We start from the raw sequence: 15,824 nt of genomic DNA, 5'->3' as shown, positions 1-15,824 counted from the left end.
TGCTCAATCATCTTGCCAACGCGCTTTTATCTCTAATATCGCTGGAAGTTGTTGTTGGAATAAATCGACTAGTTCAGGATCAAAATGTAGCCCTTTTTGCTCCTGAATGAATCCCATAGTTTTTTCAATCGACCATGCTTCTTTATAGGGGCGTTTACTCGTTAAGGCATCAAACACGTCTGCTAGGGCGACAATTCTTCCTTCAATTGGGATGTTGTTACCTTTCAATTGTTTAGGGTAGCCAGAGCCATCCCATTTTTCATGATGAGTCATGGCGACCAATTTGGCTAATTCGATTAAATCAGAGTCGGATTCGCCAAGTATTTCAGCGCCAATTTCCGGATGTTTCTTCATTATCGAAAATTCTTCGTCAGTTAATTTTCCGGGTTTTAACATAATGCTATCCGGAATGCCGATTTTTCCAATATCATGCATAGGTGCAGCGTGTAATAGGTTGTCGGCGTCTGCTTCGGTAAAACCATAGGCGAGGGCAATGACTTTGGAAAAGTGACTCATGCGCATTACATGCATACCAGTTTCGTTATCTTTGTATTCAGAGGCTCGTCCTAAGCGCTGTATTACTTGTAATCGTGTGCGTCTTAGTTCTTCAGCATCAACTAGAGATAGATGCGTTTGTACCCTAGCTTTTACTACGGCTGGTGATATTGGTTTGGTAATATAATCAACTGCGCCAACACTAAAACCTTTGGTTTCATCTGTACTATCGCTCAATGCAGAAACAAAAATCACAGGTATGGCTCTTGTTAACGCTTGGCTTTTTAGTGTTTCGCAGACTTGGTAACCTGTCATTTCAGGCATCATAACATCGAGCAATACTAAATCTGGTTGTTCGCTATCTACTAGCCTTAAGGCTTCTTTACCACTTTTAGCAAAAGTTAGACGATACTTATCGTTTAAGGTTTGATTCAACACCCTTAGGTTTGCGGGCTCGTCATCTACAATTAATATTTTGGGGCGACTATCTATCATTTTGCACTACTCGTAAATTTACTGTTATTGACTATCCGCGTTTGTCAAATGGGTTCTGAGGTCTTGAAGCATTGTTAAAGCTTGTTCAAATTCAAAGTTATTAAATGCCGAAATAATTGCATGAATTTGTTGGTTACCCACTAAATCTATTGTAGCCAAGGTGTCTAACAATTCATCATCAAACTTATTATGAGAAGCGTGTTGCTCTAAGGTTTCCAGCATTTGCAGTAATATCTGTTTGGTTATCTTAGTGTCTGGGGGATTCTTTTTCTCTGCTACTTGTGTCGCTGAGTTCGATAAAGACGCCGCCACGATAGTCAATTCTTGTTTTATTTTTTGTATCGTTATTTCGCATTCGTGACTGTTTTGTTGGCTGCAGTTTCGTTCCAAAGTAGTGAATAGTTCATGTAAAATTGGCAGCGCTAAATTGCCAGACAAACCTTTTAGCCCATGGGCTTTTTGCGCAATATTAGGCCAATCACTTTCTATTAGGAAACCGTGTAACTTTTCGATATCAACTGTCGATGTTTGCATGAAGAGGTTTAATTCATTGTAATGTGTGGTTTTTGAACCCCATAGCGCAATACCGGTATCGGTGTCTATGCTGATATTAACCGTTGCTGTAGGTTTAACCTCAGAATTTTCATGGTTGTTTAAGTTAAGTACTCTGGCTATTTCATGTCTTAACTGCGCGATGTTCACTGGTTTATTAGCAAACCCTTCCATACCCGCTAGTTCGGCCGATAATTTATCTTCCTCTAACACACTGGCAGTAAGGGCAATGATTGGCAAGCGTACTGCCGAGGTTTCTTGTTCAAATTTTCTGCGGGCTTTGGCGGCACTTAGACCGTCAAGCACTGGCATTTGGATGTCCATAAGCACAATGTCATAACGCTCAGATTTCATTCTTTCCAAGGCTTGTTCGCCATCACGGGCCGTGCAAATAGTGTGACCATCACGCTTTAGAATAATACTTAGAAGTTCGATATTTTGCTCAATATCATCAACTACTAGCACTGTTAGTGGCGGCAATGGGGTTTGTTGCGGAACCAGTTCTGGTTGCTTTTCTACATCAGTAATCCTTTTTAATGGGATTTCAAAACTAAAACTAGATCCTTTGCCTAGCTCACTCTCGACGTCAATTTTGCCCCCCATTAGCTCTACAAGTTGTTTACTAATGGTGGTGCCCAGTCCGGTACCGCCAAAACGCCTACTCATAGATTCATCGGCTTGAGTAAATGCGTCAAACACAGATTCTATTTGTTCTGGGGTCATACCAATCCCCGAGTCTTTGATTACAAACTTAAATTTTTGTGGGGTAACCTCGGTTACTGTTATCACTATCTCACCAGAATGAGTGAATTTAACCGCGTTGCCCAATAAATTGGTGAGTACTTGCCTGAGCCTGTCAGGTACGCCATTGTAATAGCCCCCAATATTAGGATCGATATTTAGTTTGATTGGCACATTTTTCTCTTGAGCTAACAACCATAAGGTTGAAACAACCGCGTCTATTTCTTCAACTAACGAAAAGTCTCGGTACTCTAATTGGAATTTGCCCTTTTCTAATTTCGCGCTGTCTAAAATATCATTGAGTATATGCATCAACGACTTAGCTGACTGATTAATAGTATTTAAATGTTTGTATTGGTCTTTATCTAATTGGCTATCAAGCAATATATCGCTGAAACCAATAATCGCATTCATCGGTGTACGAATTTCATGACTCATGTTGGCTAGAAAGGCTGAGCGGGTCGCAACGGCTTGTTCAGCAATGTCTTTTTCGATGACCAAAGCCTCTTCCATTTTTTTGCGCTGGCTAATATCCATAATAAAGCCATCCATGAATTCTTCGTTACTGTTTGTGCTTTTTATTATTCTGCCGTGGCCTAACATCCACTTTGTTTGGCCAAAACGATCAATAAGGCGAAATTCCATAACAAAACCGTCTGGAGAGGTTAGGTCGGTCTGTTCTATTAATTCAATATCCTCAGGATGGATAAAATCTGCCAAATGCCTACTTGGATTAGGTAGAACAAACTCGTCTGCGGGATAACCCGTAACATTTTCGACTTCGTCACTGATAAAAATGTGTGGCCACCCTTCGGTGTTAATTGCTCGGTAAACAATGCCTGGAATATTACTCATAAGTGAGCGAATTTTTGCCTCGTTGTCTCGAAGCGCTGTTTCCATTTCTATTCTTGCTCTTAGGTCAGAAATAAAACCAACAAATAAATGTCTACCGTTAAATTCTGCGTGTCCAATGGCTAAGCGAACTGGAATAAGTAGGCCGTCTTTAGTCAACGCTTCTACGTCTCGGCCTTTACCAATAATGCTGGCGTTTCTAGTTAGAAGATATTGTTTGATAAAATTGTCGTGGTTAGGTTTGACTGCTTCAGGAACCAACACTTTGACGTTTTGTCCGATAATTTCATCTGCTGTCCAGCCGAGCAAGGATTCTACTGCCTTATTCACACCTGTGACTATGCCAGATTCTTCGATGGTGACTATGGCGTCAATGGCGGTATCCATGGTGGCAATAAGTCTTTGTTCATTTAATTTAGCTTTTGCAGAAATGTTCTTATAACGAAACACCACATTAAGCGCCAAAACTAACATTGTAATCACTACCGTAATGAAGGTAACGGTAAACGCTAAATACATCGATATTTCGCTGGGTTGCTCTAAAGGCTCAAGGCCTTCAGGCATAACAAAACGTGCCGCAGCCATACCTGTATAGTGCATTCCTGCTATGGCAAAACCCATGACAATACTGGCTAGTGAGTTGGTCACTAACTTAGGGAAATTGATTCGTAAATTATGGGTTAAACCAAAGCGGATCCACAATGACAATATCGCCAATACCACAGCGACAACAATTGATACCGCAAACATGGTTAGGTCGTATCGCAGCAGCGGCGCCATTTCCATTGCTGCCATACCTATGTAATGCATGGTGCCTACCCCAGAACCCATCAATACACCACCGAGTATCAATTGACGGGGAGTGACTTTGGGGCGCACCAATAAATTCAGGGCTACCCAAGACGCAGCAATTGCGGGAATTAATGATAGTAAGGTTAAGCCCCAGCCGTAAGACACTGTGGTGCATAATTGAAAGGCAAGCATCCCAATAAAATGCATCGACCAAACACCGCCACCAAGAGTAATACTGCCTACCAACAAGGATATCTGTTTTCTTGATTGCGACAAACTTCTAGCGGCTTGAGCAGCCACTTGAAACGCCACAAATGAAGCCATTATTGCAATGCCTAAGGAGACAACAACCATTCCTAGGTTATATTCTCCCACTAAAAATAGACTGTCTTGTGGGTAATCAAACCACTCAGTGATAGCTGAAATCATTGTTTTGATAAATGCTCTGCGTGAAATCTAAGGTGGCTTTCAATATAGCTAGCAATGAAAAAGTAGCTATGATCATAACCTGCATGATAACGAAATTCGGCCTTATAACTCAATTCCAACGCTACCTCTTCTAATGGTTTAGTCAGTTTCTGAGTATGATAAAAGTTATCATCTAAACCTTGATCAACTAACATTGGAATATGCAAAAATTTACCTTGTTGGCGCATTAACATGCAGCTATCGTAGGCTTCCCAGTCTTTCGGATTTTCACCCAAGTAATGACTAAAGGCTTTTTGACCCCACTGGCAATCAGATGGATTAACAATAGGTGCAAATGCTGATACTGAGCAATATTGCTTCATATTTGATAAGGCTATTGTTAACGCTCCATGGCCTCCCATTGAATGCCCTGCTATGGCCGATTTGTCTTTTATCTTGAACTCTTTTTTTATCAGTGCAGGCAATTCTTCGACTATGTAGTCATACATTTGATAATGTTCGGCCCAAGGCTCTTGGGTAGCGTTAACGTAGAATCCGGCACCTAAACCCAAATCATAAGCACCATCCGCAGCGTCGGGAATATGTTCACCTCTCGGGCTTGTGTCTGGCATGATTAACATAACCCCTAGCTCAGCCGCTATCCTTTGGGCACCAGATTTGGTTGCAAAATTTTCATCAGTGCAGGTAAGTCCGCTTAGCCAGTACAACGCAGGTAGTTTTTCGTTAGGGTCCGTGATAGGCGGAATAAAAACACTAAACTGCATTTCACATTTTAGTACGTTAGATTTATGGCTATATCTTTTTTGCCAACCACCAAAACATTTATTGGCGCTAAGCTCCGCGAGTCCAGTTGTTTCTGTTGAAGTTGTCATTAAAAATTCACCACTGTGCGAATAGACTTGCCTTCATGCATCAAATCAAAAGCGGAATTAATATCTTCCAATGGCATGGTGTGGGTAATAAATGTGTCTAATTCAAATTCGCCATCTAAATATCGTTGCACGTAATCAGGCAATTGGCTGCGGCCTTTTACGCCACCAAACGCTGTGCCGCGCCACACTCTTCCTGTTACCAATTGGAATGGGCGAGTGGATATTTCTTGTCCAGAGCCTGCCACACCAATAATAATGGATTCGCCCCATCCTTTATGGCAACACTCTAAAGCTGAGCGCATTACGTTGACATTGCCGATACATTCAAAGGAATAATCGACTCCACCATCAGTCATATCTACAATGACTTCTTGGATTGGTTTATCGAAGTTTTTAGGATTGACCACATCGGTTGCGCCTAATTGTTTGGCTATTTCAAATTTGTCTTCATTGATATCAATGGCAATAATCCTTGCTGCATTGGCCATTTTCGCGCCAATCAAAACAGACAGACCTATCCCGCCTAAACCAAACACCGCTACCGTATCTCCCGGTTGTACTTTGGCGGCATTAGTCACTGCTCCCATACCAGTAGTCACGCCACACCCTAACAAGCACACCTTCTCTAGAGGAGCTTCTTTGGGGATTTTAGCTAACGCAATTTCAGGCACTACGGTATGCTCTGCAAAAGTAGATGTACCCATATAGTGATAAATGGGTTGGCCATTGATAGAGAAGCGACTTGTTCCATCAGGCATCACACCTTTTCCTTGGGTGTTGCGTATTGCTTGGCATAAATTAGTTTTGCCAGACAAACAGAATTTACATTCTCCGCATTCTGGGGTGTATAAGGGGATAACATGGTCACCTACTTCAACCAGTGAGACACCTTCGCCAACTGCCTCAACAATACCTGCTCCTTCGTGGCCTAAAATCGCCGGAAATAAACCTTCGGGATCTTCGCCTGATAAGGTAAAGGCATCAGTATGGCAAACGCCAGTTGCCACTATTCTCACTAATACTTCACCTTTTTGTGGCGGCGCTAAATCAACTTCTTCAATTTTTAATGGTTCGCCTGCAGCCCATGCAACAGCGGCGCGAGTTTTGATACTTTTCATTGCTGGTCCTCTTAACTTTTTAAAATTTTGTGTCTATTGTGCAAGTTTGCTTAAAAACAAAATCCGAGTAATCGGATACTGTCGGCCTTCCAGATCACATTGCTGATCTCATATCCTTTATCGCAAAGTTGCTCTTTGGATAATCTTTTCTTCAATGCCTCAGCTGCTTGATCTTCCAAATCTAGTTTGGTTTGGTTGTTTGCTTGCATGGCTATTCTAGACGGTGATTGCTGAGTAAAACGTTGATCTTTTTTGGGCCGCTCAATTTCGGTACGGCCATCGCGAAATAAAGACTCTTTAGAGGTGTTTTGCCAAGAAATGCCGTATACAAATTCTGTGACACCTTCTGCGGTGACTCGTGAGTCAAACTTTTCATCTGTCATGATTGGTGGTCGATTACTAGCACAACCGCCAAGCAGTATACCAATGACTAGGGTTCTAAAAAAACAATGGTTGAACAAATCACACTCCAGTTTTGTGTTCACTGATGGTAGGGATTAATGGATTTTCGTTTATTATCAATATGTGAAAACTTACTAGTCTCTTATACTAAACAGGGTCTAAGCGAATCGCAATTTGTGATCTGCGATTATAGGTTAAAATTGATCATATTTTCATAGTGGTTCATTCGAACTTAGGGAAATTTATACAACCGTATCAAGATATAAGTTCACTCGCTCTTGCAGCTAAGCATGAATGTAGTATTGTATCCTTCATAGTGTGTAATATGGAACTTTAGCGTGGCAAAGAAGCAGATCTGTTTACTGGTATTGAGCTGGATTGTTAGTATACAAACTTTAGCTGCAGATAATCTTTATTCTGTATTTTCAGTGGGTTATTCAGATGTTGAATTTATTCAAGACTCTAACAAAGGCCTTGGATACAAAATCGCGTTTGGTTACCAGTTTGAGCCCCAGTGGTACGTAGAAGCGGGTTATCAATTGCTGGTCCACGACAGTTTATACTCTACAGAATTGCCCACTGCTAACGCTGTTACTAATGCTGAAAACTTACAACAAGGTGATGCTTTATTTATTGCCTTTTTGGGTAAAGCTTCAGGTCGTACTGGAGAATTATTTTATCGCCTAGGGGTGCTCAAAACTGACGTCCGAGGCCAACAACTTTTAGCGGGTGGGCGAGAGTGTGAGTTTGGGAAAGCTAACGTCTTGGCAATCGCGGACTTTGGTGCAGCAACGCTGTGTGACTATGATGAAAGTGGAGTGGCTGGGGTAATAGGTTTAGGATTCGATTATTTTGTAGGTGCTAGAACGATGATCCGCACTGAAATAGAATATATCAAGGGGCAGGACAACTTATCAACTGCAGCGGCTACAGTGGGTTTACGATATAATTTTTAACACCTTTTGGTTCATCCGTAGATTAAAACATGGCGTTATTGGGTTGTGTCTTGTTGGTGATTTATCAATTTCCGATGAATTTTCATAAGCTTTCAAACGCAAGGATGTAATTTTAGACGTTCCGATGTAGTTAACTCGTCAACGTTGAGCGTCTGGAGTATCCTAGTTACCAGTCAAATTAGAGTTATTTGTTATCATTGATGTAAAAATTATCCCCTCCACCGAAGTCACCTGCGCAAACTGTCAAGCATGTTGTTGTCGCTTAGAAGTGATGCTTTTTAGCGATATTGGGGTACCTAAAAAACATATTCACGTAGATAAAAATGGCAGTGAAACTATGCTGCGCTTAGATGATGGTTGGTGTTCGGCTTTGGATAGAGACACCTTTATGTGTACGATTTACGAAAATCGTCCTTGGATATGTCGAGAGTTTGAGATGGGATCTTACGAATGTATTGATGAACGATTAGAGAAAAATCCGAATTCGTAGTAAAAACTTTCTAAAATTGATACCAAATTTTTGCATTATCTAAAGTTATTTTTTGTAAGCTCTGGGCACAAATGTCGGGCAGAGTCATGTAAGTGTTCCACAAATCAGCATAAGACATCGAAAAGATACACAGCGGGAAATTGCTTGCTAACATTATTCGTTCATGTCCAAAACAAGAGAGACAGTGATGCAGTAATTTTGCGACTTGCTCAGGTTGCCACGCTCTATTTGACATTTCCCAGCCAGATAATTTCATCGCTATGTTCTCGCATTGGGCAATTTTTTGTAGGTTGGTGAGCCATTTTTTTTGAGCTTTATTGTCTGCATCAGAAGGAGGCCAACCTCCGTGATTGACGATAATCCGTAACGATTTATGGCGCTTTGCCAGTGCAACTAACAATTCCAAAGCCGGAGTGTCTAACAATGATAACTGAGCATCAAAACTAAAGCTCGTGTCTGCCAATAGCGCAAAATGTCGGTCTATCAAATGAGAACTAAGGGTGGCATGGGCTTGTTCATCGAGAATATGTCGGATACCTACTACTGAGGAGCGTAGCTGCAATTGGCGCAGATGTTCCCCAAAAATATTGGTAGTAAGGTCTGCAAAGGCCACACTTCTAAAGGGCAAAGTGCAGTGCTGCTGTAACCAGTCAATTTCTCGCCAGGGTTGCTGGTTATCAAAGCCAGCTTCAATGTGGACAAATCCAGCTAGGTACATTGGCACAGGTAAGCAAAGGTCCGTTTCTATAAAACTTCTATTTATCTTGTTTTTATCTGGCCAAAAAGGAGGGTTTTGAGGTTTTAACCACTGATAACCGCCCTGTTGTAAATTGAACAAATGCAGATGAGGATCGATTATTTTTAGCAAGGGTTGCGTCATAATTATTGAATCTTACTGTGTGGTATAACCACCATCAATCACCTGCAAACTGCCAGTGATAAATTGCGCTGCGTCTGACGCTAAGAAATACGCCAATGCGGCAACTTCATCGGCTTTTCCGAGGCGCCCTAATGGCTGCAGAGCGGCTTCTTCGGCATGTACTTGGTCAATGTCGGCGCCAGATTGAGCAACGTAATTATTGATCGCTTTGTGATAAAGCGGAGTCTCTATAGTGCCTGGGCAAATAGCATTAGATCTAACCTGATATTTGGCATAATCCAAGGCAGTGGTTTTGGCCATTGAAGCCAACGCCGCTTTACTCATGTTGTAGACAAATGAGTTGTGTTTGGCAATTAGTGCTTGGTCGGAAGCCATATATAAAATCACCCCACTTTTCTGGGATTTCATTTGTGGTAGTACAGCTTTAGTAGCGGCTATTGCACCTTTTACATTGAGTCCAAATACCCGTTCAAACTCTTCTTCAGTGGTGTCTTCTATGTTAGCAGAAAAATGCATACCAGCATTTGAAACCAAACAATCTATTCTGCCGTATTGCTCTACAATATTTTGAATGTTAGTTGATACTTCGGTCGAAACAGAGACATCACACTTTAGCCAAACTATCGCTTTAGATTGTGTTGGATTAGCTTGTATGTCTAGGTTAATAACCTGGTAGTTTTGCGAGTTGAATTTTTCGCAAACAGCATCACCTATGCCATAGCTGCCGCCAGTCACAATACAAACTGGTTTATCAAACTTATGTGGGGTCGAAGGGGTTAACATGTGAACTTATTTTTAATTAACTTATCAGACAAGGGTAAAGCAAGATTATGCCAATCACCATAAATAATACCATTACTAGTTAACAACTCGTTAATGAAAAGCTCAGCGTTTCATGTTTGGTTTGCTAACACTAACCTAATAGTTGCTTAGATCAATCTTTATGAAAACAGCTGAAGTATCGGTCCAAAGGTAAGGGTAAGTAGGTATTTTGTGCAATACACTTGTAGTGGCGTATTGTAGAATAGCCACAATGTATTTTGAGGGGTTAGGCGTTTGTTTTTATATATCAGCCTAGGTTAAAAGCGAGATGTTTTGTCACTAAATATTCCATTGTTAAAATCACTGAACCTACTCATCATTATGTTGCTTATGTGCTGCAAAGTGCATGCAGCAGAAATTGACATTAAAGGGCTTGAAGACCCCCGAATTTTAAAAAATGTAAAAGCGCATATTGAAACTTTAGAGGTTCCTAGTGCGATTTATCAGTTTTCACAATACCAAGAAAGTTTGCAATCAAAAGTCTCAACGGCAACCCAAGTCTTTGGTTATTACCAAACAACCACAACGATAACCCCTCCTAGCACCGTCAACAAAAACTGGCAAATGTTGATTGACTTAGGTGCCGTTACTCGTTTACGAGAGGTTTCAATTCGCCTTAATGGGCAAGGTGAACAGGACAGTAAAATTCAATCTTTACTTAGTTCGATTAAGCTAAAGCAGGGACAACCTCTAGAGCACTCAATTTACGAAAATGCCAAAAAAGACCTACAAAGCTTAGCGCTTTCATTGGGGTACTTTGATTTTGAGTTTGAAGAAAATAGTATCAAAGTGTTTGAGTCGTCGCGTAGTGCAGATATTAGTTTGCAGATTAACACTGGTGAACGATATAAATTTGCTGAATTGCGATTTGGTAATGATGTTCGCTCGCAACAATTGATAAAAAACCTTGCGCCATTTAAGGCCGGGGATTTATATCAAGCCAGTCAACTTGGATTACTGAGTCAAAGGCTTAAACAAACCCAATATTTTCGACAAGTAGTTGTTAGGCCTTTAGTTGCAGAAGCGGTTGATACTGCTGTGCCTGTTCAAGTGATATTAACCCATAAAGCCAAAGATAATTTCGACGTGGGAGTGGGGTTCTCATCTGATGTTGGCCCGCGTTTTACTGGAAAATGGAAACGACCATGGGTAAACGCTAGTGGCCATTCGATTGGTGCAGAAGTGTTCGTGTCATCTCCTGAACAATATGTAACTTTGGATTATAGAGTGCCCTTGGAAGATGCCATTCAAAACTACTTAAGTTATCAGGCTGGTTATCAAGCGCAAAATGATAATGATACTAGTAGCCATAAGTGGTCGGTGTCAGCCACTCGACATTGGACAGTTGAAAATTCAGATTGGCAACGCTCCGCTTTTATTAGGCTTGAACAGGAAACCTTTATTCAAGGGTTAGAGTCTGAGCAAACCACACGTTTGCTTACCCCAGGATTGTCTTTAAGCAGGCTTCGCAGTAGAGGCGGCCTAGATATCTATTGGGGGGATAAACAAAGTATCACAACAGAGTTTGCTTCAGAGTCACTGTTATCAGATATCAATATGGTTAGAGTAACGGCCGCAACTAAATGGGTGAGAAGTATTCAAGAACATCGTTTTTTATGGCGTGCGGAAATTGGAGGGATAGTCACCAATGATTTTAGTCAAGTGCCCTCTAGTTTACGATTTTTTACTGGTGGAGACCAAAGTGTGCGGGGCTTTGATTACAAAACCTTATCCCCATTCGAGTTGGATTCTGATGGAGAGCGAGAACTCATTGGTGGGCAATACTTAGCGGTGGCTAGTTTAGAATATTCGTACCCTGTCGCCGAAAACTGGCGAGCTGCTGCTTTTGTAGATGCTGGTAATGCCAACGACGAATTATTTGAAGATCCTGCCATTGGAATCGGGGTGGGCGCCATTTGGAGCTCTCCTATTGGGCCGGTTCGTTTGTACTTAGCCAAAGGTGAGAGCGATTTTGGAAGTACCCGGTATTTACACATCTCCATGGGACCTTCGCTATGAGTGATGTCTCTAATAAACCAAACTCGGATCAACAAGAAGTTAAATCCGGCTTTAGTCGTACAGTTGGCAAAACTGCAGTCAAACTTGCCATAACGATAATAATACTGTTGAGTGTTTTAGTTGGGTTTGTGCTGACTCCTTGGGGAGCCAAAGTGGCGATTGATTCGGCCAATAACATGCTTGATGAATTAACTATCGAATATGCTAGCGGCGGCTTAGGCTCTGAATTAACCCTGTCTTCGGTTACATGGGAGCAACATCTTAACCAAGTTGAGATCGTTGATTTACGTTTATCGTTGCAGTTATCTTGCTTATTGAGATTAGGGCTGTGTATCGACTCTGTCAGTAGTGACAAAATGGCGGTTCAAGTTCAATCAAACCAAGCCGAGAATGATTTCGAGTCCGATATCTCAACCTTTACTTTACCTTTTCCCGTTTCAGTCAAGAATATCACTCTCAGTGAGTTTTCGTTAACAGTCCATGATGAGTTTAAAGGTGAGCGCCAAAAACGCGCAGACATCACTTGGCAGAATTTAACCGCTAAACTGGATTTTTATCAGCGGCTTCGCATCGAAATGCTGCAGATAGAAGGGTTTAACTTAAAAACATATGATTTAAAAGACGAACCAGTGGCCTCCCAGGCCGACGCTTTTGATTGGATAACATGGCAGTATCAAGGGATTTCGCCGCTACCTATAGTGTTACCGCTGCATTTTGATGTGTTGGCTCTTGATATGTTTGACTCCGAAATACAGTTAGCGGGCCAAGAACAAGTCCAACTCAACAAAGTCACGCTACAAGCCAAAGGAAACGCAAAGAAAATTCAATTGCTTGGGTTATCGATAGAGCATGAGTTTGGGCAATTAACAGCCAAAGGTAATGTGCAGTTAGATGGTTATTTTGCTCACCAATTATCTGTCAATGTCAACGCCCTATTGCAGCAGTACCCGCCTTTAAATCTTACTCTACGATCTTCTGGCGACATCAATTCAGTCACTACTCAACTTGAATTGCGTGAATCATCCCAATCAGCCGTAAGTCGCTCACAAACTCAAACTCCTAAGTTAGAAGTAGAAATCACAGCGCAACCAACAAAGCCATTGTTGCCCCTTGACTTACGTGTAGATTGGCAGCATCTATTTTGGCCTTTATTTACAGAGCCTAAGGTAAAGTCTGATGCGGGCTCTGCAGCCATTAGTGGTGATCTCAGTGCGCTTAAAATGAGTCTAAAAACAAGGTTGTCGGGGCAGGGTGTGCCAGATGCGCACATCAACCTAAAGGCTAATGCAATAGCAACTGCTCAACAAAAAGCACTCGAGATAAATGAACTGTTGCTAGAAACCTTAGGCGGTCAGCTGCAAAGTCAAGGAAGTTTGAATGTAACTGATTATATTCACTGGCAAGGTTTAACCCGCATACAACACCTAGACCCCAGTATTTTTTGGCCAGAGTTGGTGGCGGATATCAACGGTGAATTATCGACTCAGCTTGATAATAAAGAAGGGGTTTGGAAGGCTAAGTTAGGCAAACTCAATATTGATGGACAGTGGCAAGGCTATCCACTGAGTATGTCAGGTAGCGTTGACTACCATCAAAGCCGTGGTTTGCAATTAAACGCAATGACGTTAAAAAATGCCGACAATACTTTGCTGTTAGACGGAAAGATCTCTGAGCAACAACAACTTAATATTAAGCTTTCCTTAGACGCTGCTGAGTTAGCTAACTCACTGCCACAACTTGGCGGTTCGTTGAATGTATTCGGGAGTTTAACGGGAAAGCTTGAACAGCCTGAATTCAGCTATGAGCTTTCAGGTAAAGATTTACTGTTTTCTGAAGTGCTTGTAAAGCAAGTCGAAGGAAAAGGTGCAATTAAATGGGACCAGCGAAAGGCTGTAGATGTGAACTTGGCGCTAACCGGTATTCAAGGTATTAATAACCAGTTAGACAGTGCGCAGTTGGTGTTAAAGGGGGATGCAAGTGCACATCAACTAGATGTCACTACTAACGGGCAAAGCAAGGTTAACTTGGGTATTCAAGGGCAACTAAAGCAGTCGTCTTGGGAAGGCAAGTGGTTAACGGGTGATGTGCAGACAACTTATGCGAATCTAGCTTTGTCCAAGCCGTTTGATATTTCTGCAGATTGGAGCAACCACAGTTACGTTGTTGCTCCCCATTGCTGGGAACATAGCAACAACAAATTGTGCGTTAAATTGGCTGAATTTAAGAGCAATATTTTATCTTGGGATGTGTCACTACGAGAGTTTGACGTACTTTCTGTTATCAGTCGCTTAATGCCAGAAATTCCTGACATTAACACTAAGAGTCGCTTAAATTTGGAAATGACAGGTAACTGGAATAGTGAGTCTTTACCCAATGTTGATTTAAGTGCCAGATTAAGCGCCGCAGATTGGGTGTTCAGCAGACAGAACAACCTCAAATTGAGTCTAGACGAAACCTTAATCAAGGCGCAGCTCACCCCCAAAAACATTGTGGCAAACATCAAGGTATCTGGTAGCGAAGTTGGCACATTGAGCGCAAACATAGAGGGGCAATCAGGCGTATACACTGATCCAATGGCTAGGCCGATACAAGGTGAGTTAATGATTGAAAGACTTGACCTAGCAGCTTTAAAAGCACTGCTGCCACAATTAGATGTGTTACAAGGAAGTATTAATGGCCAAGCGAACATTGACGGTACATTAGGAATGCCTTTACTAACTGGAGAATTAAATCTCGCCAATGGCGCTTTAAAGGATGAAACCTTGCCTGTTGCACTCAGTGCGATACAACAGAATATTAAACTACAAGGCCAAAAAGCTGACTTTGCTGGCAGTTATAAGCTTGGTAAAGGTCAAGGTCAGATGGACGGTGAAATCAGTTGGACACCGAAATTGAAAGGTAAATTGAATATAGTAGGGGAAGCATTGGAGTTTGATTATCAGAGCATGCTCAAAGCAAGTGTTAGCCCCGATATTAGCATTATATTTGAACCTAATAATTTAGAGTTAAAAGGGGAGGTGACAGTCCCTTATGCGCGGATAAAAGTCCGCGAACTACCGAAAGATACAATCTCACCATCAAAAGACGTGATATTGGTTGAACAACAAGCGCAGCGCACGGCCACTCAGCAAAGACTGGCACTTAACCTTTTGTTAAAAGTGGATCCTCTTAGCAGCAACAACGTCAAGCTGGATGCTTTTGGCTTAACAACAGACTTGCGTGGACAGCTAAGGTTGCAAAATAATAAGGCTGATATATTTGGCAGTGGCGAAGTGCAATTGGTGAACGGACGTTATCGTGCATATGGTCAAAACTTGATTATACGTGAGGGAGACATTTTATTTACTAACTCCCTTGAAAGGCCGTTTTTGAATATTGAAGCGGTTCGCGATCCTGAATTAACCTCAGACGATGTTATTGCCGGTTTGCGAGTTGAAGGTGTGGCGCAAAATCCAAGTATCAGCGTCTTTTCTGAACCTGTGATGGAACAGCAACAAATTTTGTCGTATATGTTCACCGGTAGAGGCATGGGAGAGTCGAGTGGCGACAGTCAAGATACTATCCTTGCTAATGCTTTATTGTCTTTGGGTCTAGGTCAAAGCGAAAACCTCATAAGTAAAGTTGGCAATAAATTGGGTTTCGAAGACGTGAACCTAGATACCACAGGTCAAGGAGACGAGACTCAATTATCGTTAACTGGCACAATAGCCCCCGGCGTTCAATTGCGATATGGAGTGGGGGTGTTTGACTCTATCTCTGAAGTTGCAATTCGATATGAGCTACTACCCAAATTGTATATTGAAGCGGTAAGTGGAGTCAGCAATGCCATTGATATCTACTATCAATTTAGTATTGAGGGTAATCAAGACAAACAACAAGATAATGATTAAGCCAATTTGTATAGTGACT

Annotated in this window: 11 protein-coding genes; 4 read left to right on the top strand and 7 right to left on the bottom strand. The window is 41.7% G+C overall.

The window, feature by feature from the left end; translation table 11 throughout:
* Positions 1-3: 3 nt before the first annotated feature.
* From KO534_RS19215 to KO534_RS19195, 5 genes are read right to left on the bottom strand one after another with little or no spacing between them, the layout of a single operon-like run.
* Positions 4-990: a response regulator gene (locus KO534_RS19215; RefSeq protein ID WP_215932257.1), complete on the bottom strand. Its 987-nt coding sequence runs from the start codon at positions 988-990 to the stop codon at positions 4-6.
* A 24-nt stretch (positions 991-1,014) separates the two neighbouring features.
* Complete coding sequence (locus tag KO534_RS19210) at positions 1,015-4,356, bottom strand: MHYT domain-containing protein (protein WP_215932255.1); 3,342 nt, start codon at positions 4,354-4,356, stop codon at positions 1,015-1,017.
* Positions 4,353-5,228: an S-formylglutathione hydrolase gene (gene fghA, locus KO534_RS19205; RefSeq protein WP_215932253.1), complete on the bottom strand. Its 876-nt coding sequence runs from the start codon at positions 5,226-5,228 to the stop codon at positions 4,353-4,355. The genes KO534_RS19210 and fghA overlap by 4 nt, the downstream gene beginning before the upstream one ends.
* Positions 5,228-6,346, bottom strand: a complete 1,119-nt coding sequence (locus KO534_RS19200; protein ID WP_215932251.1) for an S-(hydroxymethyl)glutathione dehydrogenase/class III alcohol dehydrogenase — start codon at positions 6,344-6,346, stop codon at positions 5,228-5,230. The genes fghA and KO534_RS19200 overlap by 1 nt, the downstream gene beginning before the upstream one ends.
* A 50-nt stretch (positions 6,347-6,396) precedes the next feature.
* Positions 6,397-6,807: a hypothetical protein gene (locus tag KO534_RS19195; protein ID WP_215932249.1), complete on the bottom strand. Its 411-nt coding sequence runs from the start codon at positions 6,805-6,807 to the stop codon at positions 6,397-6,399.
* Between the two features lie 279 nt (positions 6,808-7,086).
* On the opposite strand from KO534_RS19195, the gene KO534_RS19190 reads away from it, so the two are divergent.
* Positions 7,087-7,704 carry an outer membrane beta-barrel protein gene (locus KO534_RS19190; protein ID WP_215932246.1) on the top strand — a complete coding sequence of 206 codons (618 nt, stop codon included), beginning with the start codon at positions 7,087-7,089 and terminating at the stop codon, positions 7,702-7,704.
* Between the two features lie 193 nt (positions 7,705-7,897).
* Positions 7,898-8,194, top strand: a complete 297-nt coding sequence (locus tag KO534_RS19185; protein WP_215932777.1) for a YkgJ family cysteine cluster protein — start codon at positions 7,898-7,900, stop codon at positions 8,192-8,194.
* Positions 8,195-8,204: 10 nt separating this feature from the next.
* Here the strand turns inward: KO534_RS19185 and KO534_RS19180 are convergent, their stop codons facing one another.
* Both KO534_RS19180 and KO534_RS19175 read right to left on the bottom strand, forming a co-directional pair.
* Positions 8,205-9,074 (bottom strand): amidohydrolase family protein, encoded by an 870-nt coding sequence (locus KO534_RS19180; RefSeq protein ID WP_215932244.1) that lies wholly within the window; start codon positions 9,072-9,074, stop codon positions 8,205-8,207.
* A 12-nt stretch (positions 9,075-9,086) separates the two neighbouring features.
* The gene (locus KO534_RS19175) at positions 9,087-9,857 is read right to left on the bottom strand and encodes an SDR family NAD(P)-dependent oxidoreductase (protein ID WP_215932242.1); all 771 of its coding nucleotides are present in this window, start codon (positions 9,855-9,857) and stop codon (positions 9,087-9,089) included.
* A gap of 312 nt (positions 9,858-10,169) precedes the next feature.
* On the opposite strand from KO534_RS19175, the gene KO534_RS19170 reads away from it, so the two are divergent.
* Together KO534_RS19170 and tamB are read left to right on the top strand one after the other, a co-directional pair.
* Positions 10,170-11,915, top strand: a complete 1,746-nt coding sequence (locus KO534_RS19170; RefSeq protein WP_252732281.1) for an autotransporter assembly complex protein TamA — start codon at positions 10,170-10,172, stop codon at positions 11,913-11,915.
* Positions 11,912-15,805, top strand: coding sequence for an autotransporter assembly complex protein TamB (gene tamB / locus KO534_RS19165; RefSeq protein ID WP_215932240.1), 3,894 nt, complete (start codon positions 11,912-11,914; stop codon positions 15,803-15,805). The genes KO534_RS19170 and tamB overlap by 4 nt, the downstream gene beginning before the upstream one ends.
* The last annotated feature ends 19 nt before the right edge of the window (positions 15,806-15,824 follow it).

It is taken from the genome of Paraglaciecola arctica (assembly GCF_018861065.1).
Classification (GTDB): Bacteria; Pseudomonadota; Gammaproteobacteria; order Enterobacterales; family Alteromonadaceae; genus Paraglaciecola; species Paraglaciecola arctica_B.
Note: the sequence above shows the minus strand (reverse complement) of the source record. Positions and strands in the feature narration are given on the sequence as shown.

Excerpts from the sequence above, each read along its gene's own strand:
- fghA (WP_215932253.1), bottom strand. The coding sequence starts at position 5,228 with ATGACAACTTCAACAGAAACAACTGGACTCGCGGAGCTTAGCGCCAAT.
- KO534_RS19215 (WP_215932257.1), bottom strand. The coding sequence starts at position 990 with ATGATAGATAGTCGCCCCAAAATATTAATTGTAGATGACGAGCCCGCA.
- KO534_RS19175 (WP_215932242.1), bottom strand. The coding sequence starts at position 9,857 with ATGTTAACCCCTTCGACCCCACATAAGTTTGATAAACCAGTTTGTATT.
- KO534_RS19180 (WP_215932244.1), bottom strand. The coding sequence starts at position 9,074 with ATGACGCAACCCTTGCTAAAAATAATCGATCCTCATCTGCATTTGTTC.
- KO534_RS19210 (WP_215932255.1), bottom strand. The coding sequence starts at position 4,356 with ATGATTTCAGCTATCACTGAGTGGTTTGATTACCCACAAGACAGTCTA.
- tamB (WP_215932240.1), top strand. The coding sequence starts at position 11,912 with ATGAGTGATGTCTCTAATAAACCAAACTCGGATCAACAAGAAGTTAAA.
- KO534_RS19200 (WP_215932251.1), bottom strand. The coding sequence starts at position 6,346 with ATGAAAAGTATCAAAACTCGCGCCGCTGTTGCATGGGCTGCAGGCGAA.